Origin of the sequence: Cohnella sp. GCM10020058 (assembly GCF_042683485.1) — a bacterium.
Taxonomy (GTDB): Bacteria; Bacillota; Bacilli; order Paenibacillales; family Paenibacillaceae; genus Cohnella.
On sequence record NZ_JBHUJV010000006.1, the window covers coordinates 138,406 to 163,563 of the forward strand.

Annotated in this window: 24 protein-coding genes; 15 read left to right on the forward strand and 9 right to left on the reverse strand. The window is 55.7% G+C overall.

Annotated features, from left to right (window positions below; all coding sequences use genetic code 11):
• Nucleotides 1-68: 68 nt before the first annotated feature.
• The 3 genes from ACFSR7_RS09100 to ACFSR7_RS09110 all read left to right on the forward strand — a co-directional run bounded on the left by ACFSR7_RS09100 (nt 69) and on the right by ACFSR7_RS09110 (nt 6,371).
• A complete protein-coding gene (locus ACFSR7_RS09100) occupies nt 69-1,586 on the forward strand; it encodes an ABC transporter substrate-binding protein (protein ID WP_378160735.1) in 1,518 nt (505 codons plus the stop codon).
• The gene (locus tag ACFSR7_RS09105) at nt 1,583-3,304 is read left to right on the forward strand and encodes a sensor histidine kinase (protein ID WP_378160737.1); all 1,722 of its coding nucleotides are present in this window, start codon (nt 1,583-1,585) and stop codon (nt 3,302-3,304) included. The genes ACFSR7_RS09100 and ACFSR7_RS09105 overlap by 4 nt, the downstream gene beginning before the upstream one ends.
• 640 nt (nt 3,305-3,944) lie before the next feature.
• Entirely contained in the window at nt 3,945-6,371 is a 2,427-nt protein-coding gene (locus tag ACFSR7_RS09110) for a DUF4832 domain-containing protein (protein ID WP_378160739.1), read from the forward strand.
• 702 nt (nt 6,372-7,073) lie between these two features.
• Here the strand turns inward: ACFSR7_RS09110 and ACFSR7_RS09115 are convergent.
• On the reverse strand, nt 7,074-7,622 hold the full coding sequence (locus ACFSR7_RS09115; protein WP_378161160.1) for a TetR/AcrR family transcriptional regulator: 549 nt from the start codon (nt 7,620-7,622) through the stop codon (nt 7,074-7,076).
• A 189-nt stretch (nt 7,623-7,811) separates the two neighbouring features.
• On the opposite strand from ACFSR7_RS09115, the gene ACFSR7_RS09120 reads away from it, so the two are divergent.
• The 4 genes from ACFSR7_RS09120 (at nt 7,812) to ACFSR7_RS09135 (ending at nt 10,075) form a co-directional block, all read left to right on the forward strand.
• Nucleotides 7,812-8,207 carry a (R)-mandelonitrile lyase gene (locus ACFSR7_RS09120; protein WP_378160741.1) on the forward strand — a complete coding sequence of 132 codons (396 nt, stop codon included), beginning with the start codon at nt 7,812-7,814 and terminating at the stop codon, nt 8,205-8,207.
• A gap of 125 nt (nt 8,208-8,332) precedes the next feature.
• Nucleotides 8,333-9,214, forward strand: a complete 882-nt coding sequence (locus ACFSR7_RS09125) for a PhzF family phenazine biosynthesis isomerase (RefSeq protein WP_378160743.1) — start codon at nt 8,333-8,335, stop codon at nt 9,212-9,214.
• Between the two features lie 150 nt (nt 9,215-9,364).
• Nucleotides 9,365-9,853, forward strand: a complete 489-nt coding sequence (locus ACFSR7_RS09130) for a DinB family protein (RefSeq protein WP_378160745.1) — start codon at nt 9,365-9,367, stop codon at nt 9,851-9,853.
• 51 nt (nt 9,854-9,904) lie between these two features.
• Entirely contained in the window at nt 9,905-10,075 is a 171-nt protein-coding gene (locus ACFSR7_RS09135) for a hypothetical protein (RefSeq protein ID WP_378160746.1), read from the forward strand.
• Nucleotides 10,076-10,101: 26 nt separating this feature from the next.
• Here ACFSR7_RS09135 and ACFSR7_RS09140 read toward each other — a convergent pair whose 3' ends face one another.
• On the reverse strand, nt 10,102-10,983 hold the full coding sequence (locus ACFSR7_RS09140; RefSeq protein WP_378160748.1) for a LysR family transcriptional regulator: 882 nt from the start codon (nt 10,981-10,983) through the stop codon (nt 10,102-10,104).
• 110 nt (nt 10,984-11,093) lie between these two features.
• On the opposite strand from ACFSR7_RS09140, the gene aroC reads away from it, so the two are divergent.
• Nucleotides 11,094-12,149, forward strand: a complete 1,056-nt coding sequence (aroC, locus tag ACFSR7_RS09145; protein WP_378160749.1) for a chorismate synthase — start codon at nt 11,094-11,096, stop codon at nt 12,147-12,149.
• Nucleotides 12,150-12,465: 316 nt separating this feature from the next.
• On the opposite strand, the gene ACFSR7_RS09150 is transcribed toward aroC, so the two are convergent.
• Together ACFSR7_RS09150 and ACFSR7_RS09155 are read right to left on the reverse strand one after the other, a co-directional pair.
• Complete coding sequence (locus ACFSR7_RS09150; RefSeq protein WP_378160751.1) at nt 12,466-12,873, reverse strand: hypothetical protein; 408 nt, start codon at nt 12,871-12,873, stop codon at nt 12,466-12,468.
• Between the two features lie 30 nt (nt 12,874-12,903).
• A complete protein-coding gene (locus ACFSR7_RS09155) occupies nt 12,904-13,770 on the reverse strand; it encodes a helix-turn-helix transcriptional regulator (protein ID WP_378160753.1) in 867 nt (288 codons plus the stop codon).
• A 124-nt stretch (nt 13,771-13,894) separates the two neighbouring features.
• Here ACFSR7_RS09155 and ACFSR7_RS09160 point away from each other — a divergent pair, with 124 nt between their 5' ends.
• The 5 genes from ACFSR7_RS09160 (at nt 13,895) to ACFSR7_RS09180 (ending at nt 18,866) form a co-directional block, all read left to right on the forward strand.
• Nucleotides 13,895-15,433: a glycoside hydrolase family 31 protein gene (locus ACFSR7_RS09160; RefSeq protein WP_378160755.1), complete on the forward strand. Its 1,539-nt coding sequence runs from the start codon at nt 13,895-13,897 to the stop codon at nt 15,431-15,433.
• A 158-nt stretch (nt 15,434-15,591) separates the two neighbouring features.
• Entirely contained in the window at nt 15,592-16,314 is a 723-nt protein-coding gene (locus tag ACFSR7_RS09165; protein ID WP_378160757.1) for a gamma-glutamyl-gamma-aminobutyrate hydrolase family protein, read from the forward strand.
• Between the two features lie 64 nt (nt 16,315-16,378).
• Nucleotides 16,379-17,371 carry a cation diffusion facilitator family transporter gene (locus ACFSR7_RS09170; RefSeq protein WP_378160759.1) on the forward strand — a complete coding sequence of 331 codons (993 nt, stop codon included), beginning with the start codon at nt 16,379-16,381 and terminating at the stop codon, nt 17,369-17,371.
• 138 nt (nt 17,372-17,509) lie between these two features.
• The gene (locus ACFSR7_RS09175; protein ID WP_378160761.1) at nt 17,510-17,953 is read left to right on the forward strand and encodes a YhfM domain-containing protein; all 444 of its coding nucleotides are present in this window, start codon (nt 17,510-17,512) and stop codon (nt 17,951-17,953) included.
• 142 nt (nt 17,954-18,095) lie between these two features.
• The gene (locus ACFSR7_RS09180) at nt 18,096-18,866 is read left to right on the forward strand and encodes a hypothetical protein (RefSeq protein WP_378160763.1); all 771 of its coding nucleotides are present in this window, start codon (nt 18,096-18,098) and stop codon (nt 18,864-18,866) included.
• Nucleotides 18,867-18,924: 58 nt separating this feature from the next.
• On the opposite strand, the gene ACFSR7_RS09185 is transcribed toward ACFSR7_RS09180, so the two are convergent.
• Nucleotides 18,925-19,263, reverse strand: a complete 339-nt coding sequence (locus ACFSR7_RS09185) for a hypothetical protein (protein ID WP_378160765.1) — start codon at nt 19,261-19,263, stop codon at nt 18,925-18,927.
• Between the two features lie 57 nt (nt 19,264-19,320).
• Nucleotides 19,321-20,439 carry a phosphotransferase gene (locus ACFSR7_RS09190; RefSeq protein ID WP_378160767.1) on the reverse strand — a complete coding sequence of 373 codons (1,119 nt, stop codon included), beginning with the start codon at nt 20,437-20,439 and terminating at the stop codon, nt 19,321-19,323.
• Between the two features lie 403 nt (nt 20,440-20,842).
• Between ACFSR7_RS09190 and ACFSR7_RS09195 the strand changes: the two genes are divergently transcribed.
• Nucleotides 20,843-21,526, forward strand: coding sequence for a VOC family protein (locus ACFSR7_RS09195; protein ID WP_378160769.1), 684 nt, complete (start codon nt 20,843-20,845; stop codon nt 21,524-21,526).
• 286 nt (nt 21,527-21,812) lie between these two features.
• On the opposite strand, the gene ACFSR7_RS09200 is transcribed toward ACFSR7_RS09195, so the two are convergent.
• The gene (locus tag ACFSR7_RS09200) at nt 21,813-23,120 is read right to left on the reverse strand and encodes an amidohydrolase family protein (protein ID WP_378160771.1); all 1,308 of its coding nucleotides are present in this window, start codon (nt 23,118-23,120) and stop codon (nt 21,813-21,815) included.
• Nucleotides 23,121-23,277: 157 nt separating this feature from the next.
• Between ACFSR7_RS09200 and ACFSR7_RS09205 the strand changes: the two genes are divergently transcribed.
• Nucleotides 23,278-23,706 carry a MarR family winged helix-turn-helix transcriptional regulator gene (locus tag ACFSR7_RS09205; protein WP_378160773.1) on the forward strand — a complete coding sequence of 143 codons (429 nt, stop codon included), beginning with the start codon at nt 23,278-23,280 and terminating at the stop codon, nt 23,704-23,706.
• A gap of 70 nt (nt 23,707-23,776) precedes the next feature.
• On the opposite strand, the gene ACFSR7_RS09210 is transcribed toward ACFSR7_RS09205, so the two are convergent.
• Together ACFSR7_RS09210 and ACFSR7_RS09215 are read right to left on the reverse strand one after the other, a co-directional pair.
• A complete protein-coding gene (locus ACFSR7_RS09210; protein ID WP_378160774.1) occupies nt 23,777-24,439 on the reverse strand; it encodes a zf-HC2 domain-containing protein in 663 nt (220 codons plus the stop codon).
• A complete protein-coding gene (locus tag ACFSR7_RS09215; protein ID WP_378160776.1) occupies nt 24,424-24,924 on the reverse strand; it encodes an RNA polymerase sigma factor in 501 nt (166 codons plus the stop codon). The genes ACFSR7_RS09210 and ACFSR7_RS09215 overlap by 16 nt, the downstream gene beginning before the upstream one ends.
• Nucleotides 24,925-25,158 lie beyond the last annotated feature (234 nt).

Below are 25,158 nucleotides of genomic sequence, written 5' to 3' on the forward strand. Positions count from 1 at the left end.
CAGGATTCTGCCGGGGCTTTATACAATTGAATGGTATCGATGCTCTTTTTGCGGGGGAGACAGCTTAGGTGAAAACAATCCATCGTATTTTATTATTATGCGCGTTCATCGCGTGGACCGCGGTTGCCTCGGCCTGCAAAGGCGTGCCGGAGCATGGCGAATCCACAGGCGGGGATGTGCCGCAGCCTTACGTCACGCTAAGCATGATCATGCCCGGGGACGAGTCGGCGCGCATGCGGGAGTTCGTCGACAACGAGCTGAACGCGCGCCTGAAGCAGGAGCTCAACATCAAGCTGGAATTGACGTATATCCCCTGGGCGGACTATCAATCCAAGGTGGAGCTGGCGCTGTCCACCGGCGAGAACTACGATTTGTTCTGGTACGGCATGTCGTTCGTGTCGGATTACAAGACGAAGGGCTATCTCCAGCCGCTCGATACGCTGCTTCGGACGTACGGCAAGGATCTGACGGCGAACATCCCGGCGGACAACTTCAAGCAGTACGAGATGGACGGCAGCCTCTGGGCGATTCCATCCCAGGCGTTCACCTCTGCCGGCAAGTTCACGTCGGTGATGGTGCGCCAGGATCTGCTGGAGTCGGTCGGCATGAAGGACATCCGGACGATTGCCGATCTAGAAGCGTTTTATACGAAAATGCATGCGCGCGATCCGCGCTACTACGGATATCTGGAGAACGATCGCGGCCAGGACGTCCTGTGGCGGGAGCTGTCGGATCAGCCGCTCACCTTCCTCGACGAAAATCAGATGTTCGCCGTGAACGAGGATACGGGCGAGCTTGTCGATTATCTGGAATCCGATCTGTACAAGAAGGTCGCGCAAGTACGCAAACGCTGGGTGGACATCGGCGTAATCGACAAACGCCTCGCCGGCAACAAGGCGGCCAACATCGATCAGGAGGATGCGGGCAGGCTGCTGTTCCGGGTGGGCGCCGTCTCCCGGGCGATGGAAAACCTGCAGACGGTGCAAAACGCGGATCCCGACGCCAAGCTGAGAGAATATTATCTGGCCCCGGACAAACCGAAGTACATCGTCGCGCCTTCCAACGAAGCGTATATGATTCCGACCAAGGCGCTGCACCCTGAGCGCGCCATGCAGTTCATGAACTGGATCCTGCAGAGCAAGGAGCACTACAACTTCATCATTTATGGCGTAGAGGGCAAAGACTATCGCATCGAGAACGACAAAATCCAGCTTCTCACGAACGACCAGTTCATGTACGAATGGATGTGGCGCAACAAAAACTATTTCATGCCGACGACCAATGTGGACGATTCCGTCGTGGAGGATATGCTGCATAACGACGACAATGCGCGGATATCGAAAATTTTCGGTTTTCATTTTAACCAGGAGCCGGTCAAAAAAGAGTACGCCAAAGTGCTCGCGGTGTACAACGAGAAGTTTCTGCCGATCAATCTGGGCATCGTCGGCTACGACCAGGCCTTTCCGGGCTCGATGGAGGCCCTGAAGAAAGCCGGCTACGAGAAAGTATGGGAAGAATTCAAGCGTCAGTACGCGGATTTCCGGGCTGCGCAGACCTCCCCCGCGGATCGGGGGGAATCGAAGTGAAATCCAGCATTTTCACGAATATGGTACTCGCCTTGCTGCTGCTGCTGACGCCGATCATCGCGCTGTACGCCTACTCGAATCATACGAGCTCCAGCGTCCTGACGCGGGAAATCGTGAAGGCGAAGCGGACGCAGGTCGAAACGTTCGTCGGGCAGCTCGGTCAAATGTTCGCCCAATACGATTCCTATCAAAAGATGCTGTACGAGAGCACGGAAGTCCGCAATCTGGCCTATCCGGACCTGCTGAACGACGACCTGCTCTACTATCGCACGCTGAAGACCGTATCCGAGGAAATCAGCAGGCTGGCGGGCTACGGGAGGTGGAAGGGCATCATCGCGGTCGTCTATCCAAAGACGGGAGTCGTGATCAAGAGCAATTCCAGCCTGGGCGCCGTGCCCGAGGAGCTGCCGGACAAAGACGGCTTCTGGAGCTACCGGACGAGTTCGAAGGGCAGCGCCTATTTTATCGAGACGATCTCCAATCCGGCCAAGAGCGCCAAGGAGGAAGAGGCGGATCTGACGGTCGTCGCCAAAGTGGACGAAGGCGAGATCAAGAGCGATCTGTCCGAGATGAAGAGCAACGGACTGGAGGATCCCTTTCTATACAAGCCCGGAGACAACCCGATCTATAACTATACGGCGAATCAGGCTTTGATTCAGGAGATGCTGCCCGAGCTAGATCCGGTTGCCACGGAAGAGGGCTTCGATCCGCTGCTTATCCGGACGAGCGGGGGCACGTACCAGGTGCATATGGACATGGTGCAGCCGCTGGGCTGGTATCTGGTAGACTACGTGCCGATCGACACGATCATGGCTCCGATCAAGCGCAGCCAGACGATGTTCTACTCGATCAGCGGCATGATGCTTTTTATGGCCTGCATCTTGAGCTTTTTGCTGTACCGGAGCATCCGCATTCCGTTCCGCAAGCTGATGCAGGGCATGAACTTCATCGAGAAGGGCATCTACACGAGCCGGATGAAGGATCCGCCTAAGGGAGAGTTTCGGTACGTCTATCAAAAGTTCAACTCGATGGCCGCGAGAATCGAAGAGCTGATCGAGGACGTGCTGAAGGAACAGATTCGGACGAAGGAAGCGAACGTCAAGCAGCTGCAGTCGCAGATCAATCCGCATTTCCTCTACAACACGCTGGCGTATATCAAGAGCATGGTGGAGCTCGAGGAAAAGGAAGCGGCCGTCTCGATGACGATGAACCTGAGCCGGTATTACCGCTATACGACCAAGCTCAGCAGCAGCTTCGCGACCATTCAGGAAGAGCTCAATCTGATCGAAAATTACTTGGACATCCACCGTATGCTGACGGACGACTTCGAGTACGAGATCGATATCGATCCGGCGATGCTGAAGATGGAGATCCCCCGCCTGTCGCTGCAGCCCCTGATCGAGAACGTGATCGTGCATGCGTTCCGCAAGCCCGTGAAGTACGGGACCGTCCGCATCCGGGGAACGCTGGAGGAGGCAGGCATCGCGCGGCTCTCGGTCGACGACAACGGCACGGGCATGTCGCCGGCGCAGCTGGAGGCGCTGCAGACGAAGATTCGCACGGCGCCGAGCGATCAGATCGACTCGGGCCTGCAGAACGTGCATCAGCGGCTCATGCTGCTGTTCGGCAAAAGCTCAGGGCTGTTCCTCAGCCAATCCGAGCGGGGCGGACTGTGCGCGGAGCTGATCTGGCAGGTGCAGGCGGAGGAAGCGGAGTGACCGGACGTGGGAGCCGCTATCGGTGGGGGATGCGCTAAATCGGCGAAGTTCGCGCAAATCGTGTCGTTTTACGGGCCACAGTTCCGATCACCTCGCATGTTACCTGGCAAACTTGCCTTGATTAGCTGCGTTAACGAACCCTGTGTATGCAACTTTGGCAATCCGCGGCCGACGAAGGCGGCATCGCCTCTCGTATAGAAGGCGATAGGGCCTTCCGCGGCCCGCGAATCCAGCATCGCCTCCGCAGCAATCGCAAAGTGCTGCCTTACGACAGCCCGCAGTACGGCAATCCAGCGATGCCTCACGCCCGCCCGAAGGGCTGTCTCAAAAGGTCATGAGGTGACCTAAGAGACAGCTCTTGTTTGATTTTCCAAAGCTCCACCGCTGGAGAGCGGATCTAAAAAAGATGGTTGCGATCTTAAAAACGGGGCCTATCAGCAGGCAAAACGCGTGATTTATGATGAGATCGTAAGCGCTTACGAAGGTGCGAACTAGTCCGCGCCAGTCTGCATGCATGCGTGGTTGCCGGGATGCTGCGGTGACGAGGACGCACCGGGGAGGGGGCGAGGGGCAGGGACGGCGGGCAGGCTCGCCGGTCGCTTTAGCAACATATCCCATGCGAACAGGAGTGAACGATGTAATGTCGAACGCACGACTCGCAAGGCCCGCAAAGCCGGTACTCATCATGCTGGTTTTTGTCCTGATTGGCACAATGCTGCTTATGAACCTTCGGCTGCAGCACGCCGCGGCTTCGGGAGAATGGCAGACCCAGACGTACGACCCGAACAAGCCGGGGCTGGAGCAAAATCCATTGAAGGGCTTTTTGCCCTTCTCCAAGCAGCCTTCGGAAAGCGTCGATCCGAACAACAGCTTCCCGCACAGCATGGAATGGTTCTACGTGTCGCTGCGGGATCTCATGACAGGCTCCAACACGTACAACTGGGCGCCGCTGGACGCCTATCTGAACGATATCGCAAGCCGGGGCAACCAGGCTGCGTTCCGTGTCTACGTCGACTATCCGGGACGCACGACCGGCATTCCGCAGTTTCTGATCAACGGCGGTCTGCTGACGCGCGATTACGACCAGAACGGCAACCATGACACGTCGACGCACAGCCTGGCGCCCGACTGGAACGACGCCAACCTGAACACGGCGCTGCGCCAATTCGTCGCCGCGCTCGGCGCCCGCTACGACGGCGATCCGCGGATCGGCTTCGTGACGACGGGACTGTACGGCTTCTGGGGCGAGTGGCATACGTGGCCCTACAATGCCGCCCCGAACGACTGGCAGATGAATCAGACGAATATGGACGGGCTGCTCACAGCATTTAAAGACGCATTTCACACGACGCAGGTCCTGGCCCGTTACCCCTATTCCGCCAGCACGTCGACGCTGAAAAACGCCTTCGGCTATCATGACGATTCGTTCGCCTGGGAGACGCTGACCCAGACGACCTGGGATTTCTGGAGCCTCATTACGCAGAACAACCTGCAAAACATCTGGCAGACGCATCCGATCGGAGGCGAGCTTTATCCGCCGCTCCAGCAGGACGCGAACTTCTGGCAGACCTGGCCCAACCAGAACGGTCAGAACTTCCAGACCTCGGTCGAGACGACGCACGCCTCCTGGCTCATGTACGACAAGGTTTACAAGTCGACCCTCCCGAGCACGACCGCTACGGCCAATGCGCTTCGGGCGCACAAGATGCTCGGCTACACGCTGCACAATTCGGGCGTGCAACTGCCCGATTCGCCGGCATCCTCGCTGACGGTCAACGTCAAGCTGCAGAACAAGGGTGTGGCGCCGTTCTACTATAACTGGCCGGTCGAGTTCGGTGTGCTGAACGCTTCCGACGTCTGGGTCAAGTCGCTCGGCACGGCGAACTGGAATCTGAAAAGCGTGCAGCCGGGCGGCGCGGATTACAGCTTTGCCTTCAGCGCGAGCCACAATCTGGCTGCCGGCGATTACAAGCTGGTCATGCGCGTCGTCAACCCGTTATCGAACGGCAAGACGCTCCGCTTCGCGAACACACGGCAGGATGCGAACCGCAGCGGCTGGCTGACGCTGTCGGGCTTCCATGTAACCGCAAGCGCCACGACGTCCACGACGTTGGCCGATCCACCATTAACCGGCGGAGCGACACCGACGCCAACGCCAACCCCAACCCCAACGCCAACCCCGACGCCAACACCGACACCAACCCCAACGCCAACACCGACACCAACGCCGACAGCAACACCGACCGGCACGACCTCCTATGAAGCGGAAGCTTCGGGCAACACGCTCGTCAGCCCGGCTGCTGTCTCGAGCTGTACGACCTGCTCCGGCGGGAACAAGGTCGGCTATGTGGGCAACGGCAGCGGCACGCTGCGGTTCAACGGCGTCACGGCGCCTGCCGCCGGCGATTATACGCTGACGATCTACTATTTGAACGGAGACGCGAGCCGCTCGGCCTCGCTCAGCGTAAACGGCGGCGCGGGCACGTCGATCAGCTTCCCGAGCTCCGGCGGCTGGACGACGGTAGCGGCGAAGACTGTGACCGTGCATCTGCAATCGGGCGCCAATACGCTGCTGTTTTCCCAGCCGACCGGCTATGCGCCCGATATCGACCGCATCGTCGTGAGCGCCAGCGGCGGAGGGGGCGTGACGCCGCTTATCTTTGACAACTACGATAGCGTTTCCCAGTATAATACGCTGCTGAAAAATGACATGGGGGGCGGTTATTGGGGAGACGGCAGCATCTCGAGCAACGGTTCCGAGCTGACGCTCAGCGGCGTCAGCTGGTGGGACTCCACGTTCAGCGCCGCCGAGACAAACGTCAATCTGTCCGCCTACACTTACCTCGTATACGTCGTGAAGAGCGCCACGAACGGCGCCTCGTTTAACGTGACGATGTGGGATGCAGGCGGGGCCAAAGGGACGAAGACCGTCACCGCCACGACTGCTTATCAGACGATTCGCATCCCGCTGGCCGACTTTACGGGCTTCGACAAAGCTACGGCCATCAAGTTCAAGCATAGTGCGTTTACGGGCAACTTTACGATCGACGAGATCCGGTTCGAATAGGCCTGTTTTCAAAAAAACGGCACCCTGACTCGGCGGCAGCGAATCGTGGACAGGTAAGCGAGCGTTCGGCGGATCGAAAAAACGGCATCTGTACATGTATTTTCAACCGACCCGAGACATCGAATGAAATGCCTGCAAATATGCAGGTAAATTGAAAACGCAAGCCGGAAATCCGGCCGGTGGAGGAAAATAACTGCGTTTTTGCATCTTTTATGTCCAAAAGGGTCGACAGCGGCAGAAATGGATGTATATTTGCAGGTTTTACGGCGAAGGATCGACGCGGGCGACGATACGTGGGCACGGATCAGTTGGCGACGAGATGCGGGCACGGATCCGCGGGTGAAGATCCACGGGCGACGATACGGGGGCACGGATTCGCGGGCTTTCGGAACGGCTGTCGGATGAGCCGTCGCAAGGCATTCGGCGCAAATCGCGTTTCGGATATCTGTCAAATTTAAAAGGACCGTCAGGGCGATCATCGATCCTGCCTGACGGTTTTCTTGCGCATTCGACCTTTTACCGCCGAACCATTGTCCTGGAAGAAAAGAAGGCCGAGCGGCAGCCGGTCGCGGACCCAACGATTTAACCTGCGAAGCATGGAAGGCAAGGCAGCTCACTCCGGGGTCCAGTAGCGTATCGAGCTATGCAGAATGATGGTGCGCCGAAGGGCGGCGCGTATGAGGCGCAGGTGCCACCGACCGGCTACAGACTTCTCCCAAGCAGCGTTCCGACTTGCTGCGCCATGACGCGCGGCGGATGGGGCATGCCGTTTTTAATCCACCATTCAATGATACCGACATAGGCGGTGCCGGCATATTGGAGCATCACATCGTCCGTCAGGTCCGTATTTTTGCCGCTATCCCGGTCGATCTCGCACTTGAAGCCTTCCATGAACGAATTCAGCAGCCGGGTTCTGAACGAAGACGGGACGCCTTTGCTGGCCAGCATCGTCGAGAAGAACAAATAATTTTTTTCAAAGTATTCAAAATAAGGGACGAGCGCGTCCTTCCATTCCAGCTCACATGCCCAATCGTCCATCTCGCTCATTTCGTTCAAGTGCGATTCGATGAGTCGGTCGAGCAGATCGAACTTGTCCTGATAATGAAGATAAATGGTCCCGCGGTTGACGTCCGCCCGGTCCGCGATCTCCTGAATGGTGATGTCGTCGAAATTCTTTTCGGTCATCAGCTCGATGACGGCTTTTTTCAAAGCCTCCTGCGTCTTCGCGATTCTTCGGTCCATTTTCGCTATAATCGTTCACCTAGCTTTCCCCGACATACTTGACACTTTCCGCCGATGTGTTCATCTATGAACAGATCCCGGCGGATTGACCATTGAAACCGGCGAAGTCGATTATATAATAATAGACATGAGTTGACTATTCAAATGGGTTCGACTAAGTTATGAAGGAGATCCCGATTCGGACGGAGGAGAGCAGACATGGAGATCAGAAGAGCGGGGGAGCAGCCTTCCGGCAAAGGACCTTCCGATTATTTTACCGGCACGGTACGCATCGATCCGCTATTCGAAGCGTCCGATCCCGCACGGGGAGCCGGCGCCAGCGTGACCTTCGAGCCGGGCGCGCGGACCGCATGGCATACGCATCCGCTCGGACAGACGCTCATCGTGACGGCAGGCAAAGGACGCGTACAGCGCTGGGGCGGCGAGATCGAGGAGATTCGTCCAGGCGACGTCGTCTGGTTCCCGCCCGGCGAGAAGCACTGGCACGGGGCTTCGCCGACGACGGCGATGACGCATATCGCCATTCAAGAACGGCTGGACGGCAAAGCTGTCGAGTGGCTGGAGCATGTGAGCGACGGGCAGTACGAGGGTTAAAACGTCTCGATACGCCAGCAAAAACGAGGGTCGGCAATCAGCCGTTCCTCGTTTTTTTTACGCGGCGCCTTGCGTTGAGTTATAAATAAGAGGTGATCAAAACTTCCAATGTCGGAGGCGAACTCGTGAGAAAAGTGACCGTGTACCATTATGATGCGTTTAGCCGTATTCCGAACAAAGGAAATCCGGCTGGCGTCGTACTGGACGGGGAGATGCTGACGGCCGAGCAGATGCTGGAGGTGGCACGGAAAGTCGGATTTAACGAAACGGCCTTCCCGCTTCCTTCCGATGCAGCGGATTTGAGAATCCGTTTTTTTACGCCGGGACATGAGATCAATCTCTGCGGACACGCGACGATGGCGACGCTATATGCGTTAAAAACGAGAGGCATGTTGGGCGACAAGCGCGATTTGACGATCGAAACGAAAGCGGGAATTTTGCCTATCCGTTTTGATGCAACGAATGAACTGTATATTACAATGCGGCAAGCGACTCCTCAATTTCAGGCGTTCAAGGGTTCGCTAGAAGAGCTGGCCCTATCGATGGGAATCGACGAGCGTGACATAGAGACAGAATGGCCGACCATCTACGGAAGTACCGGGACCTGGACGCTGTTGGTTCCAATCAAGACCCTGTCCGCATTCAAACGAATGAAGCCCGACAATAAACAGTTCCCGTTCCTCTTAAAGGAAATGCCGAACGCCTCCGTCCATCCCTTTTGCGTTGAAACTCACGATCCCCGCGCCGATATGCATGCCCGCCACTTTTCGTCGCCATTTTCCGGTACGGTGGAGGACCCTGTGACGGGGACGGCCTCGGGCGTCATGGGCGCTTACTATGCGAAATATATTAAGCCGGAGTCCGAACTAAACCTTCTGATCGAACAGGGGCAGGAGCTCGGAAGAGATGGAAGCGTGAGGGTCGCCGTAATGAACGGAGAACAGATCGATATGACGGGCACTGCCGTTTATGTAAATGAATTCAAAATTAATTTTGCTGAGGAGTGAATAAATTTTATCTGGCAGAAGTAACGCCCAGCCAGCCGTTTTGACCCCAACGTCAACTTGAGGCTCCTCATTTAAAAACGAGCAATCGGAAAGAAATGACGAGCTCGGGCTTGTCGTATAATCGGGCTATCACAAAGGAGGGATCGATTAATGAGCCTGATCCAACTGTTAGAGGAAGAACTGCACCGGGAAGCGGCGTCTACCCGCCGTCTCATCGAGATGATTCCCGAAGCAAGCCTGGCTTGGAGGCCGCATGCCAAGTCTATGTCTTTGGGACAGCTGGCCTTGCATTTGGCGGGCATGCCCGAGACTGTGGCCTCGATGCTGGCTTCATCGTCCCATGAAGTGCCGATCGTTCCGCTGCCCGAAGCCGCATCCGTCTCGGAAATCTTGACGCTGTTGGCGCGATCCACCGCGGCAGCGGCCGGCAAGGTCCGCGAGTGGAGCGACGACGAACTCCAGCATCCCTTCAGTTGGACGCTGGGCGGCACGGCGATCGTCTCGACCTCGCGATACGAGCAGGTTCGCTCGACGCTTCTTAACCACTGCTATCATCATCGCGGTCAATTGACGGTCTATCTCCGCCTGCTCGATGTGCCGATCCCCGGCATTTACGGTCCCAGCGCCGACGAGCAATAAAGAAAATCATCTACGGCAGCCCAAGTCGTCCAATCGGACGTCTTGGGCTTTTTGCATATCCGCAGCATGGTCTTTAACGGCATTCATTTTCGCATCATTGCCCAGACGCCGAAGAGTCTGGGCTTCTTCGCCATGGAACTCCGTAATGAACGGCCCGGCGCCGACGCAGGAAAGGCGTTTATCGCGCTCTTGCTCGATGACAAAAAGGCTGCGGCCGATTGAGGCATTCGGGCTGTCGGGCGAAGACGTCAGTCATCCAGCATATCCATAAAGGCCTTGGCTGCGAGCGAAGGCGCCGAATCCTTGTGCAAGGCCATTCCGAAGTGCCTTGCCGGCAGCGGAACTTGTGTGCTCAGCGCCAGTAATGAGCCGCTTGCAACGCGGGAAGCAGTGAAGGCTTTTGGGACGAAGGCTACGCCGTAACCGCGCTCCGCGAATTCCGCGAGCATCTCAAGACTGCTCAGCTCGAAGTCGGCCTCGGCCTGGACTCCATGCGATTGGAACCATCTTTCGATAAACAGCCGGGACGAGCTGCCGGGAGACAGCATCAGAAGAGGGAGCTCCGCAAGCCGCTCCATCGATAGCGTCTCCTCGGCCCAATCGGCATGCACGCTTCCTGCGACAGCGCAATACGGCGAAGTATGGGAGACGCCTACTTGGATCTCTTCGTCCTCTACGGGCAAATGAACGAAGCCGAGGTCTAGCGATCCCTCCTTTAACCTTTCCACAATGCGGTTGGTCCGTTCTTGCGACAGTTGAATGCGGAGAGCGGGATATCGGGCGTGAAAAGCGTCGAGCGAGGGGAGAAGGAAGTCTTTAATAATAGCCCCGTTCGCGCCGATTCGCAGCCGGCCTTCCTCGAATTGCTTCAGCTGCTTCATGTGACGCTCTGCCGAATCGAGTTCGGCGAACGCTTGCCGAACGTAGCGGTAAAGGGCTTGTCCTTCCGATGTTAACCGGACCCCCTTGGACAGCCTGTCAAATAGCCCAACCCCGAGCGTCGCTTCCAGTTGCTTGATCGCATAGCTTACGGATGGCTGCGTCATATTAAGGTTTTGCGCGGCTTTGGTGAGATTGGAGGTCTCTGCGGCCTGCAAGAAAACCCGATACCACTCCATATTCGCGATCATTTTGATATCGTCCCTCTCTATGGCAATCGTCGATTATTCTGATTTCTTTTATTGCAAGTATAGCTCTAAACTCAAAGAGAAGAAATCTTAACGAGTCGGGAGGCGGCGGCATGGCCGGAAGTACGTTCGGGGAACGCTTGAAAATGACGACGTTCGGAGAGTCGCATGGCGTGTCTGTCGGTGTCATTGTGGAAGGCGTTACGCCGGGCGTCGAGCTGGACGAAGCTTACATTCAGGTTCAAATGGACCGAAGGAAGCCGGGGCAGTCCTCGGTCACGACCCCGCGAAAGGAATACGATAAAATTCGCATTTTGTCAGGCGTCTTTGAAGGTCGAACGACGGGGACGCCCTTATGCATCATGCTCGACAATACGGACATGATTCCATCGGCGTACGACGATCTTAAATCCATGTTTCGGCCCGGACACGCGGATTTTACCTACGAAAAGAAGTACGGCATTCGCGACTACCGGGGGAGCGGCAGGGCTTCCGGGAGAGAGACGGCAGCGCGGGTAGCGGCCGGCGCAGTTGCGCGCAAGCTTTTGGAGCGAAGAGGCGTGTCCGTCCTGGCGTATACAACCGAGATCGGCGGCATCCGGTGCGAGACCTTCGATGCGGATGCGATCGATCGCAATATCGTGCGGGCGTGCGACGCTCAAGCGGCGGTACGCATGATCGAACAAGTGGAACGATTAGCCGCGGAAGGGGACAGCTGCGGGGGAATCGTGGAGTGCAGGATCGGCGGCGTCGAGGCGGGGCTCGGGGAGCCTGTGTTTGACAAATTGGACGCGGAGCTTGCGAAAGCGATGCTGTCCGTCGGCGCGATCAAGGGGATTGAATTCGGAGCGGGCTTTCAGGCCGCTTCGATGCGAGGGAGCGAGCACAACGACCAGATGGATGCGGGCGGATTTCTGACAAACCATGCCGGCGGCATCGTCGGCGGCATCAGTACCGGCTCGGACATTGTATTCCGAGTCGCCGTCAAGCCCACGTCGTCCATCTCCGTCGCGCAAAGGACGGTAGATGCGGGAGGCGGGGAGCGGGAGATCTCGACGATCGGCAGGCACGACCCGTGTATTTGCCCTCGGATCGTACCTGTGATTGAAGCCATGGCGTGCATGGTGATTGAGGATCATTACAAGAGACAAACGGCTCTACTTGGTTGATGAAACAAGGCAACGATATAAAACCAATCAAACCAGAGTGGTGCATGCAGGCCGCAAGAAGTCTCAACCAGAAACAAACTTAGCTCGTATGCAGCGCACCTGCCGCAAGAAGTCTCTACCAGAAACAACCGCAGTCTCCACCAGAAACAACCGCAGCCCGAACGTAGCAATCCGGCCGCAAGAAGTCTCAACCAGAAACAAACGACGCCCCTACGCAGCGACGCGGCCGCAGGAAGTCCCAACCAGCAACAAACCGAGTCCCGGACGCACCGTCCGGGACTCGCTCAGTCTTGACCCCAAGTCCGGCCTGCTGGCGCTAGCTCAACCTCACCAATCGCGCCCCGTGCGACGCGACCTCCAGCTCCAACCGCTCTCCGACCGGCTCGAGCGCCGACGCAGCCCACATATCGAAAGCCACAGCCGCCGCGCCATCGTTCCAGCCGAGCGCTTCCAGCACGACGCCGACCCGCAGCGGCGCGTCGCCGACATTAAACAAAGCGACATAACGCACGCCGTCCGGCCCGTTCGACGTCCAGACGATGCGATCGCCGTCCCGCGTTACCAGTCTGGCGTCCGTCCCGTCGTCGCGGGTCAGGCCGTCCCAGCGATACGCGGCGCTGATCTCCCGCTCCCGTCCGACCGCGAATAAGCCGCATAGCGGCAGCTCCGGGGAATCGGCGAAGCGAAAGCCGTAGGTGCCGTATTCGGCGGCGGCTTCGGTCATGTCATCGTCTCCTTTTCGCACCGCTCAAGGTCAATCGTAGTAGATGGCATCGTACGGGAACTCCAGCTTCTTGTTCCGGTACGCCGTCGGCGACATATCCATATATTCCCGGAACACCTTGCCGAAGTAGCTGGGGCTGTCGAAGCCGCACCGCCTGCCCACTTCCTGAACCGGCAGATCCGTCGTTCGGAGCATCGCGATCGCAGCCTCCATCCGCCGGTCCCGCAGATAGGCGAGCGGCGAGGTGTGTTCGGCCTTCTGGAACAGTCTGCAAAAGTGATATTTGTTCACCCCAAGCTGCTGCGCGATCGCATCCAGCGTTAATGGCGAGGCGAAGCTCGCCTTCATCAGCCGCTTGGCTTCATACAGCAGCGAGTGGGACTTCGAGCTGACTTCCCGACCCGACTCCCGGCTCGATTGGAGCAGCGCGAGCATCCACTCGTAAGCGAGGACGGACAAGCGGTACTTATCCGTCAGCTTCTCCTCGGAGATCGCCCGATAGAGCTTCCACAGCTGCGAGATCAAAGGGGAATCCGCATCCCTGCGAATGACCGTCCCTTCCTGCGCCAGGACAAGGTCCCAGATCCGGCCCGCTTCGTCGCCCCGCAGATTGAGCCAGATCACTTCCCAGGGGGCGCCGTTTTCCTCGTAATAATAACGGTGGCTGCCCGGAATCCGGACGAGGAACGCCGTCCCCTTCGGCAAGCGAACGCGCTGCTGCTCGTATTCGATCCAGCCCTCTCCGCCAAGCGTATATTGAAATACGACATGTCCGCAGTCCGGACGGTCGTCGCCCGAGAAGGCATATCCGGCGCTTCGGATGCTCTGCCAGCCGATCGAGTCGACAGTCAACATCGAATGCTCTTCATTGCGAAATCCGTAGACGGAAGGCTCCATCCGCTCGTTCTCTCCAGTTTCAATGAGGTCAATTTTGTTATAGTATAGCGCACAAACTTAAGATTGTCCTCCAAGGGGTCCGGCGGTAAGATCGAGGTATGAAGCAGTTCCTTCAGGAGGCCATATGAATAAAGAATCGATTCGAATTCCGTTGCTGGAAAATGAATATTGGTGGGGCGGGGCGGTCAGCGACGGCGTGCAGATGCCGTTCGGCAGCACCACAGACCACTGGAGAGATTTGTACGGCGATGCCGGCTATAACCAGGCGAGTCCGCTGCTGCTCTCCAGCCAGGGGAGAAGCGTATGGTCGGAAGCGCCTTTCCAATTCGCCTTTAAGGACGGCGCCCTGATCGTTGAGGGACAAGCGGGAACGATCAAGATCGAGCGAGGCGGGGAAAATCTGCAGGGGGCGTTCGGCCATGCGTCGCGCGCGTATTTTCCGCCGTCGGGCACCGCGCCGGATCCGCTGTTCTTTAACGTGCCGCAGTACAATACCTGGATGGAGATGAGCTACGAACCGACGCAGGAGAAGGTGCTGGCTTATGCGGAAGCGATCGTCGCGAACGGATTTCCGCCCGGCATCCTGATGATCGACGACAATTGGCACGAGGATTACGGCACGCTGACGTTCCATGCGGGGCGCTTCCCGGATCCCGGGGCGATGGTCGAAAGGCTGCATGCGCTCGGGTTTCGCGTGATGCTGTGGGTCAGCCCGTTCGTCAGTCCCGACGGGGAAGTGTTCCGGTATCTTCATCGGCAAGGCTATCTGCTGCGCGAAGCGGACGGAGAGCCTGTCATCCGCAAGTGGTGGAACGGCTACAGCGGAATCTTGGACGGCACGAACGAGGACGCTTTGGACTGGTTCAACAGGCAGCTCAATCGTCTTATCGAAATGTACGGGATCGACGGCTTCAAGCTGGATGCCGGGGATCCGCAGTACTACAAGCCGTCGGACGTCGGCGCCCGGCCGGCGACGCCGAACGAGCAGTGCGAGGCGTGGGCGCGGCTGGGACTTCGGTATGCGTTCAACGAATACCGGGCCTGCTGGAAGCTGGCCGGCCAGCCGATTGTCCAGCGCCTGAGCGACAAAAATCACAGCTGGATCGGAGACGGACTCGCCAGCTTGATCCCGAACGGCCTGGCGCAAGGGCTGCTCGGCTATGCGTTCAACTGCCCGGACATGGTCGGCGGCGGGCAGTACGAGGATCTGATTCGTCCCGATTTCGAGGTCGATCAGGAGCTGTTCGTGCGGTACGCGCAATGCTCGGCGCTGTTCCCGATGATCCAATTTTCGACGGCGCCCTGGAGAGTCCTGGACGATCGGCACTTGGCGTGTTGCCTGGAGGCGGCCAAGCTTCACTGCCGGCTCGGACCCGAGATCGAGCAGCTTGTCCGGCAGTCCGCGGAGACAGGCGAGCCGATCATGCGGCATATGGCGTACGCATTCCCGGAAGACGGCTTCGAGACCGTTTCCGACCAGTTCATGCTTGGGAACGACATTTTGGCGGCGCCGGTATTGGAAAAAGGGGCAACCTCGCGAAAAGTCGTTTTTCCGCAAGGAACGTGGGAAGGCGACGACGGCAGTTCGGTGCGCGGACCCTGCGCAATCGAAGTGGAGGCGCCGTTGTCCCGGCTGCCGTGGTATCGTCGCGCATTAGCATAGCTTAGAAGGAAGAGCCCTCGCCGCAGCGGGGCTCTTTTCGTTTTCGCGTTTATAGGCGGATTCGTGCAAAAGGTTCGCGCAATTGTCCGAAGGCGGAGATGATAAAATGAAGTAAATATTTAGATAAATAGAACAGGATAGGCTTGGAGGCATCGGACATGGAGAGACCGACGATTGGCGTACTGCCCTTGTATGACGGAGAAAAAGACAGCTATTGGATGCTTCCAGGGTATATGAAAGGCATCGAGGCGGCCGGGGGCATTCCGTTCATGCTGCCGCTTACCTCGGATGCAGCGCAAATCGCTCGCATCGCGGATCTGTTCGACGGCTTTCTTTTTACGGGCGGACATGACGTTAATCCCGGACTGTACGGGGAAAAAGCGGAAGCGTTCTGCGGAGAACCATGCGACGAGCGGGACGAGATGGAGGCAGCGCTCTTCGACCTTGTCTTACGGCTGGACAAGCCTGCATTCGGCATTTGCCGCGGCCTTCAATTGTTTAACGTCTTGCTCGGCGGGACGCTGTACCAGGATATTCCGACGCAAATGCAGTCCGACTTGAAGGTCGGCCACAAGCAGTCGCCTCCTTACTCGGAGCCGGTCCACCCTGTATACATTGCGAAGGAAACGCCGTTCCACGGCCTGGTCGAAGCGGGAGTTTTACAAGTCAACAGCTACCATCATCAGGGCATCAAGCGGTTGTCCGGGCAGCTCCTGCCTGCCGCCAAGGCCGAAGACGGCTTGGTAGAAGCGGTCGTGATGCCGGGTAAGAAGTTTGTGGCAGCCGTGCAGTGGCATCCGGAGTTTAACTACGAGACGGATGGTTATAACTTTAGACTATTCGAGGTATTCGTGAAGGCGTGCAAAAAATTAAAGATATAGCGCGACTGTAAGGCGGAACCGTACGTAAATAGCTATTGAAATCATTGAGGAGGGAATTTTTAACGTGGAATCCGACAGTCAACGGACAGGCTTTATCGCATTATTGAAAAAAGGCAATACCTCTTCGGCCGCGGCTGCCATAGGCAACACCGGGGTGGCGATCGTCAAGGGCATCGCGGCGGTAACGACGGGCAGCGGGGCGATGTTCGCATCGACCATGCACTCGATCGCCGATGCCGTGAATCAAGCTTTCGTATTCGCCGGCAGCGTGCTGGCCGAGAAAAAGCCGACGCGCCGCTTCCCCACCGGATTTGGCCGGGTCATCAATCTGTTTTGTATGGTGGCTGTCATCGTCGTCACCGTGATGGCTTACGAGACCATCCTGGAAGGCTTCCATCTGCTGGCGCATCCTTCCGCAGAATCGCATGGCTTTTGGTTTAATCTCATTGTGCTGCTCCTGTCTGTCGCGGTCGACGGATTTGTTCTTATAAAAGCGATGAAGGAAATCGTGCATGAATCGCGTACGGAGGCGAAGGGACTGGCGATCGTCCCTCAGGCCTTTAAAAACGTAGGACGCGCCGCGCCGCCGACACGCTTGGTCTTTTACGAGGATCTTGTCGCGACGACCGGTGCGCTCTTGGCGTTGCTGGCCGTCGTCGTGACGTCGCTGACGAGCTTTCATCTGCTCGACGGCGTCTCCACCATCCTCATCGGCTTGCTGATGGTCGGGGTCGCGTTCAAGGTCGGCTACGATAATATGGTCGGGCTCATCGGGGTATCCGCTCCCCGCGATGTCGAGGACAAAGTCGCTCAGATCATTTTCTCCAACAGCTACGTGACCGATATTTATCAAATGCGGATTTTGCAGGAAGGCCGTTATTACCACGTCGAGGGACTTATCGAGCTGCGCCCGGGTCTAACGCTTGCGGACGCGGACGATATCAAGTTTAAGATCAGAGACCGCTTGCTGCTGGACAGCGACATTGCCGATGTGACGATCGGGATTATCGAGGACAACGGCGTGAAGAACTGGAATCCGGAGCCTGTGAATTCTTAAGGACGCTAACCATTGAATGGCATGCAATAGCCTGTCGGCGCAATCCGGCGGGCTATTTTATTGATGACCGGTGCAAGTAACTTTTGCGCAAAATGAATCGTTCTAACTCATAAGGTAGGGAGGGGGGAGCTCGGAGGCATGAGAGTTTTTACGATAATTTTGATGCTTCTTCTGTGCATCGCTGCGACCGGCTGCGCAAACGATGCGGGCGCCAATGGCAAAGTCGTGCTGAACGGAAAAGAAATCGTATCCGTGAAGCTTGAATGCGCGGAATTCTGCAAGCAAGCGGGGGCTCCGTTTGCGGAGAAGACGTTTACGAAGGAAAACGGCGTCGTACTGAAGGTATTTCGCAAGGCGATCGTTAACGCGGAAAAAATGAATGGCGAAGTGGACTATGGCGTGGATTTTTTTATGTATCTCTCCTTCGGGGACGGCACGCGAAAGAAGTACGTACTAAACGTCGCAGACGAAGCGGGGAGAACCGCCTTGCTCGTGGACACGGACGATAGCAGCCAGGGATACACGATATCCAAGGGGCTAACGAACGAACTGAGAAGCGTTATTTATGGATCTAACGATTAAGGCGGAACAGATTGGCGGTTGACAGCGGCAATTCCTGCGTGATATTTTGGCAATAGAATAAAGGCCATGCAACCTTCGGGTTCAACCTCGCTGAAAGAGTGGGGTTGGGCCCTTTTTGCATTCAACTAAGGGGAGGATAAGTATGCGGGGAACAGAAAGGCTGCTGCAGCGGTTGGGCGAGATCGGCCAATCGCTCGAACGGACGGGAGGCGCGCTTTTATTGTTAGGCGTCGGTTCCGTCGGGGTCGAGACGGCGCGGCTGGATGAATATTCGGACCTGGATTTCTTTGTTATCGCGAAGCCGGGGGAGAAGAACAGATTCATCGACCGTCTGGACTGGCTGGAAGATACGCATCCGCTTGTTTATGCCTTTAAAAATTCCGATGCCGGCTGCAAGATTCTGTTCCAAGATGGCATTTTCGGAGAATACGCGATCTTCGAGGAGGGCGAGCTGACGAACGCCGCCTATCCGGAAGGCCGGGTCGTATGGAAGGATCCTGCTTACGAGAACCTGTCCATCGCCAAGTCTTCCGTACCGATCCCCAGCCTCAAAGCAGACTCGCTGGACTTTCCTTTGAACGAAGCCTTAACCAACCTATACGTAGGCCTCGGCCGCTACGCAAGGGGAGAGCGCCTATCCGCCGCAAGGTTCATCCAAGGCTACGCGATAGACCGGATTCTGTCGGTCCTTCACCTCCTGGAGCCCGAGGTCGATTACTATCCCGATCCCTTCGGGAACGAGAGACGGTTGGAGAAGCGATTCCCGCGCTTCGCGGCGATCGTCGGAGACATGATGCAGGGCTACGACCGCGTCCCCGAATCGGCGCTGCGCATTTTGGCGTTCCTGGAAGAGGCGTATCCGGTTAATGCGAGGATGTGCGAGGAGATTCGGAGATTGGCTGAGCGGGTTTGACTGTAGAAGCCGGAGGCTGTACGGGCAGCCAACCGGGGTGAAAATGAGCTGCACAGCGTCACATGGCGTACGCTGCAGCCAGCCGGGGTGAAGAGGCGCTGTACAGCGTTACATTGCGGTGCCGGGCAGCCGACGGAGGCGAAGAGACGCTGTAGAGCGTCACATGGCGGTGCTGGGCAGCCAACGGAGGTAAAGAGACGCTGTACAGCGTCACATGGCGGTACGAGGCAGCCGGCCGGGGTGAAGAGGCGCTGTACAGCGTTACATTGCGGTGCCGGACAGCCGACGGAGGCGAAGAGGCGCTGTACAGCGTTACATAGTCGAATCGAGCCGCCAACTGAGACGAAGAGGCGCTGTACAGCGTTACTTGGCCCGATTGGGCAGCCAACCACGTCAAGAGGCGCTGTACAACGTCACATGGCAGTACAGGCCAGCCAACCGGGGCGAAGAGGCGCTAAGTAGCGCCTCCCGCCATTTCAATTGACGCTTCCGCAAGCTCAAGCAAATGCAACGCAACCGTGCAGCGTTCATTCCATTTAGCCGGAACCTCATCGGTTTCGGGGAGGCGAGAAAGCTGCTCGAACAGGCTGGGAAACATCATTCCGCACCGTGTGCCGGCAGAAGCCATAAACCCGAATTTAGCTAAACGATCATCTCCGTACCACCCGGCTTTACGTAACCCCTCGCAATATCGAATCGCCATTTCATCCGCAAATGCCCGCTTATCGGCTAGGGCGCCAAGATCTGCGTTCAGGCTCAATCCGTAATAACGTCCCAGCTCCTCCCCGACGCCGGCAAGACCGCAATTGGACCAATCGATCATCGTCAGCCCGCGGCCTGCAGAAGGAAACAGGTTCGGCCTCCAGGCATCGTTGTGGGTCAATACTTTCGGAAGCTTCTGAAGGCTTGCCAGCAGCAGCTCCCTGTTTTGACAAAACGACAGATAGCGTTCAAAAGTGCCTTCGGGCAAAAGTTCTTTTACGCGCGATTGAGCCCATGTCTCTTCAAGTCTTGCGATACCGCTGTCGTATTTATCGCACTCGTGCGTCCAGGACTGGAGGAAACCACGGCATAGCCAAGGCTCTGAAGGCAGCGGGAGACCGGCAAGATAGGCGCCGTTAAACTGCCCTAGCATCTCGGCAATCTCCCCGTATCTTGGCAGCTCCCATGGTCCATCCGAGTGTTCGGTGATCTCCTCCAGCCACATCCGCCATGTGCCGTCATCCCCTTGCTCGACGCCATAACACTGCGGCGCCCGCACCGGCTCGGGGAGCGTCTTGAGCAGCCCGGATTGGTAGAGCAGCGGCTCGCGTTTCCAATAGCAGTAGTGGTTGGGATCATCCGTCTCAGGCGCCGGAATGATCACTTTGAGGATAAAGGACCAGTCGAGCGTCATTCCGTCGACAAGCACCATCCCAGTAATTCGATATAAGGCGTCCGTCACCGTATTCGACGCCTTCCAATTCAGCTTGGTCATAGACCACTCGGCCAGCGATAATTCCTCTGCGTTGAATTTGATGCCGAGATAGCGGATGATCTGTGGTTCCGAGATTGCCGCTTGCAAATCGGGCATGGGCGCTCCTCCAATTTTGGCTTTTATGAGGACAGAACCATGGTAACATTGCAGTATAGGAAATGGGAATAATCGGGCGCAAAGGTTTATGGGAGGGAGTCCATTGAAGCTTGTATTTGTGGAAGGTATCCCGGGATCGGGAAAGTCGTCGACTGCCAGATTCATAGCGCTTCAGTTGGAAAGGGAGGGGGCTATATTTTTGGCACCCACAGGCTGAAGCCCAGAGATCAAAATAAATTTTACTTAAGCAATATAAGTTTGTCGTTAGCATTTTTGCCTAATGCCCCTCTTGGCGTGCGTGAGGTTATTGTTTATGAGAAGGATATTGTCGGCAACCGCAACGAGGATGGAACAAAATTTGTGAGGATAGCGGAATTTTAAAGGATTTTAAGGAGGGGTTTGTTTGAGAATACAACATGTACAATTACTGACGAAACACTTAGGGCAACTAAAGGCATTTTATATCAACGAACTCGGACTTCCTCTGGCGAAAGATTCCGATACTACGTTTACTGTGGGCATCGGGCGTTCGGCGCTTACTTTTGTGCAGACCCATGGTGCCGAGGCCCCCTTTTACCATTTTGCATTCGACATCCCTCGGAATAAAATCGATGAATCGATAGTTTGGCTAGAATCGATCGGCATTGCCATCCATGTGTTCCCGGACCATTCGAACAGCGTGTACTCGAAGTCCTGGCATTCAACCTCCGTTTATTTTCACGACGCTGGGGGAAATATCGTTGAGTTCATCGCAAGACACGATCGCGGTCCTGACGTCGAGAAGCCGTTTACAGGCGACAGCCTTATCAGTATTAGCGAGATCGGGCTTGTCGTTAGCGACGTAAACGAGGTTAAAAACGCGATGTACGCCGATTATTTGATGAACGAGTATAAAAAGGGTCATGAATTGTTTGCTGCCGTAGGGGACGAAGACGGATTGTTCATTTTGTCGGCGATCGGTAGAGTATGGCTTGGTTCCGATAAAGAAGCGCAAGTGTTTAAAACGGAAGTTACGGTTGAAGGAGGTCAAGCGGGCGTATATGCGATTGGTGAGTATCCATATAAGCTGTCGGTTGTTCGTGCGTAGTGCCGGATTGAAAAAAGGGCGGTAGAAATCGTGCGCAAGATTGTTATGCCACAATGAATAGCGGAGAACGTTAAATTGTATACGGGAATATTGAATAAAGTACTGAAAACGTAAAGTATAATTTACACTTTTGTAGATAAAAGAATAAATTTAGACATAGGAACCCACAATGTTCTGTTAAAGTTAAAGAGCAGAGAAATCTTGTTGATTACTCTACGAAATTCAAAAACCAACCAGCAGGGCACGCCTTAAAGTAGGGTACCCTGCCGCCGCAAAATGGTTGTTGTTATCGTTGCTGCACACCTTTAAACCATACGGCTTTAATGGACAAACTATCCAAGATGTCAGTTGTCGGATCGCCGACTACCAATACGAGATCGGCACGCGCACCTACGGCTATGCGGCCGCGATCGTGAAGACCGAACCGCCGGGCCGGCTTCGAGGTAGCGGACTGCAGCGCTTCGATCGGCGTGAACCCGGCTTGAACCAGCAGTTGCAATTCGTGATGTACGCTGGCCCCATGAGCAAGTCCGCCTAGATTTGGAACGGGAACGGGGGCGACATCCGTTCCGACCAGAATGTCCACGCCGGCACGGTGAAGGTCCATCACGTTTTTAAAGCTATTTTCCAATTTGCCTTGCGGGAAGGTATTGAAACTGGCGTTCAAAATATCGATCCAGTCCGAGCTCAATTTGGAATGAACGCGAGCATCATTCGCCAATTCCGCTGCCGGGTTCCCAAGAATGGACGAGTTCAACACCAGGCACGGCGTAACAAATGCGCCGGAATCGACGATGGCTTGCACGACCTCCGGCGTGTACGCGGGTCTGTCGATAAACAGATGCCCCAAGCCGTCCACGCCAAGATCGATGGCGGTTTGCGACGAACGAGCCGTTAAGACGTGTGCGATGACGATTTTACCGAACTTATGGGCTTCATTAACGGCTGCTTTTAGAATCTCGTCGCTGAGTACAGGCAGGCCAGGGGCACCCATGACGGTTCCTTCTTCGATCATGATCTTAATATAGTCGGCGCCATTTTCCACCTGGGCGTGCACATGCTTGATCGCTTCTTCCACATTCGTTACTTGCGGTACTTCTTCATGATCGTGCGCATAAGCCGCCAACATTGCTTCCCGGTCTTCCTCCGACAGCTTCTCCAGTTCCTTTAATATGAATTCCGGAATCTCGCCATCATCGGGCAGCAACTCGTCCGGATGTCCGCCGGGCGCGGTGATTGCCGTTCCTGCAGAACGCACATCCGCGACGTCATCCACATTTTTCAACTGGATGGCCCGTCCTCTTTCCGTAAAATCACCGTTCATTTCGAGTTCTGTCGTTACGCCGAAAATTAATGCGTCGCGTAATCCGCCGACGGAAGTGTGCACATGGGCATCGATCAAGCCGGGCAGCAAGGTTGCACCTTCAGCGTCGATTATCGTTGCATTCTCCGGAATGTCGTCGCCCATTGCGATAATGGTTTCCCCTTTGACGACGACGATCCTTGATTCGATCACTTTCTCTCCATCGAAAATACGCGCATTGGTAATCGCCGTCACTTTTTGTCCAGAAGAGCTTTGCATGGCATCGTTCATTTTATTATTCCTCCTTGGCGTTTGCTTGATGACACTTCGAAGTATAATTGTTAGATGTCTAACTGTCAATGAACTAATTATCGTTTGACACACCCCATAGATACCGATATAGTTTAATTACTTACAGTTAGTTTCCTAACAATATGGGAGGACGCTTATGAAGCCTCGCAAGGATACGCCTTATCTGGATTTGTTTCAGCTCATTGGCCTTAAATTAAAGAAAAAAGCGGACGAGAGCATAAAAGAGTTAGGATTAAACGCGCAACAAGGAAAAATAATCGGCTATATTTATGAGAATCAAGAAACGGAGTTAATCCAGCGGGATCTTGCCGATCGGTTTCATCTGCGCGGGGCCAGCATTACGAGCATGCTTCAAGGTCTTGAGCAAAGAGGATATATCGAGCGGAAAATTCCGGCTCATAACGAACGTCAAAAGAACATTTATGTACTGCCAAAAGCCGTTGCATTGATCGAAGACTTCAATGAATCCTTCCAGAAGGTGGAGGACGAAATCGTTCAAGTCCTTTCTGAAGAGGAAAAGCAAACTTTAAAGGCATTGCTCCTCAAAATAAATGAACGCATATAAGAAAAAAACGGCAGTCGATCACAAGATCGTCTGCCATTTTTAATTGGTCGAGTGGGCAAATAGCGAGGCGTTATCGTCCAAGATACTTCCGGTATGCCTCTTCTTGCTCGGCGGTGGCTAGCGGGAGCGTCATGCCCTTTTCCCAGATGGTGATCCGATCGTTGTTGTTGATCCCTTCGTAGTAGATGCCCGTCTTCTCCCGATTCGTGTCCGCCTTCTTGGTCGACGACCAGTTCTCGGGCAAGGTAACGAGGCTTTCTTTCTCCTTGGAAAACAGCTGCCGATGCTCGTAAATCCGGTAGGTTTCCGTATGCTTGTTGCCGTGCGTCGATACGCGGCTGACAAAACCCTTTACATTGGCGGTGACGCGATAGTGGATCGTACCGTCCTGCGTCTGATACACATCGGTAATCTTCGCCTCGCTCGCGGGTACGGGGAAGTCTCGCGTTCCGAACAGGTAATAAGCGCCGATCAAGAGCGCGGCGACGATCGCGACGCTGACGCTTGCGATGAGCCACTGTCTGCGCTTTATTTTTTTCATAAAGTTGATTTGCTTGGGCGGAGCCGCTTTAATGCCGTGGGTATCCCGCGTCATCTGCTCCAACGTTCTCCTGCATTCTCCGCAGCCCGCCAGATGCGCTTGAATGGACTTGTTCGTCGACTCGCTGGTGAGGCCCTCGATATAGTTGGGCAGCAGATCTTGCACGATCTCGCAATTCAATCTCGGTTCCATTCGGATCTTCCTTTCGTCATTTTTTGTTTGCCGCGATAGAAGGTGACCCGCGCCCAGTTCTCGCTCTGGCCCAGAATGTCGCCGATCTCGGCAAAGCTCAGCTCGCCGGAGAGACGAAGGTACATGACTTCTTTGGTCTTTGCGTCCAATTGATGGAGCGCCCGGAACATGGCGAGCTTCTCTTCATTATGCAAAACGTCCTTTTCCAGATCTCGGCCTGCGGGGAGAGGCGCCTCCAGCTCATCCAGGGAGACGGAAGGCTTCCGCTTATTTTTGTTCAGCTCCTTATACCACGCCCGCTTGGCGATCTGGCACAGCCATACGGACAGCTTGCATTCTCCGCGGAATTGATGAATGGTCTTCATCGCTTGATAGAACGTCTCCTGTGTCAGCTCTTCCGACAGATCGGCGTTCTGCGTGATGCTATATAAATATCGATAAACGGTTTGCGCGTAGTTCTCGTATAGCTGCTCCATACTCTCCATCGATTCGCCTCCCACCACATAAGTATCGGTCATAGGGATTTCGTTACGATATTTTTGAAATAAAATATCGCATAGAGGAATTGAACAATCCACAAACTCGCCTCTCTATAGGGCGAGTTTTTTGCTTTCTGCATTTTTCTATGTCCAAACCTTCAGGATTCCTTCAGAAATTTCTCAGGTAGAAACTAAGTTATTTTTCTTAAACTGATTTTGTCGGCAAGATGACGGGGCTGA

What these genes read in the sequence shown, in the direction of transcription:
- ACFSR7_RS09140 (WP_378160748.1), bottom strand. Translation starts at nt 10,983, where the DNA reads ATGATCGCGAATATGGAGTGGTATCGGGTTTTCTTGCAGGCCGCAGAG.
- ACFSR7_RS09155 (WP_378160753.1), bottom strand. Translation starts at nt 13,770, where the DNA reads ATGGAGCCTTCCGTCTACGGATTTCGCAATGAAGAGCATTCGATGTTG.
- ACFSR7_RS09175 (WP_378160761.1), top strand. Translation starts at nt 17,510, where the DNA reads ATGAGAGTTTTTACGATAATTTTGATGCTTCTTCTGTGCATCGCTGCG.
- ACFSR7_RS09180 (WP_378160763.1), top strand. Translation starts at nt 18,096, where the DNA reads ATGCGGGGAACAGAAAGGCTGCTGCAGCGGTTGGGCGAGATCGGCCAA.
- ACFSR7_RS09130 (WP_378160745.1), top strand. Translation starts at nt 9,365, where the DNA reads ATGAGCCTGATCCAACTGTTAGAGGAAGAACTGCACCGGGAAGCGGCG.
- aroC (WP_378160749.1), top strand. Translation starts at nt 11,094, where the DNA reads ATGGCCGGAAGTACGTTCGGGGAACGCTTGAAAATGACGACGTTCGGA.
- ACFSR7_RS09215 (WP_378160776.1), bottom strand. Translation starts at nt 24,924, where the DNA reads ATGGAGAGTATGGAGCAGCTATACGAGAACTACGCGCAAACCGTTTAT.
- ACFSR7_RS09190 (WP_378160767.1), bottom strand. Translation starts at nt 20,439, where the DNA reads ATGCCCGATTTGCAAGCGGCAATCTCGGAACCACAGATCATCCGCTAT.
- ACFSR7_RS09110 (WP_378160739.1), top strand. Translation starts at nt 3,945, where the DNA reads ATGTCGAACGCACGACTCGCAAGGCCCGCAAAGCCGGTACTCATCATG.
- ACFSR7_RS09120 (WP_378160741.1), top strand. Translation starts at nt 7,812, where the DNA reads ATGGAGATCAGAAGAGCGGGGGAGCAGCCTTCCGGCAAAGGACCTTCC.
- ACFSR7_RS09205 (WP_378160773.1), top strand. Translation starts at nt 23,278, where the DNA reads ATGAAGCCTCGCAAGGATACGCCTTATCTGGATTTGTTTCAGCTCATT.
- ACFSR7_RS09200 (WP_378160771.1), bottom strand. Translation starts at nt 23,120, where the DNA reads ATGAACGATGCCATGCAAAGCTCTTCTGGACAAAAAGTGACGGCGATT.
- ACFSR7_RS09165 (WP_378160757.1), top strand. Translation starts at nt 15,592, where the DNA reads ATGGAGAGACCGACGATTGGCGTACTGCCCTTGTATGACGGAGAAAAA.
- ACFSR7_RS09150 (WP_378160751.1), bottom strand. Translation starts at nt 12,873, where the DNA reads ATGACCGAAGCCGCCGCCGAATACGGCACCTACGGCTTTCGCTTCGCC.
- ACFSR7_RS09210 (WP_378160774.1), bottom strand. Translation starts at nt 24,439, where the DNA reads ATGGAACCGAGATTGAATTGCGAGATCGTGCAAGATCTGCTGCCCAAC.
- ACFSR7_RS09160 (WP_378160755.1), top strand. Translation starts at nt 13,895, where the DNA reads ATGAATAAAGAATCGATTCGAATTCCGTTGCTGGAAAATGAATATTGG.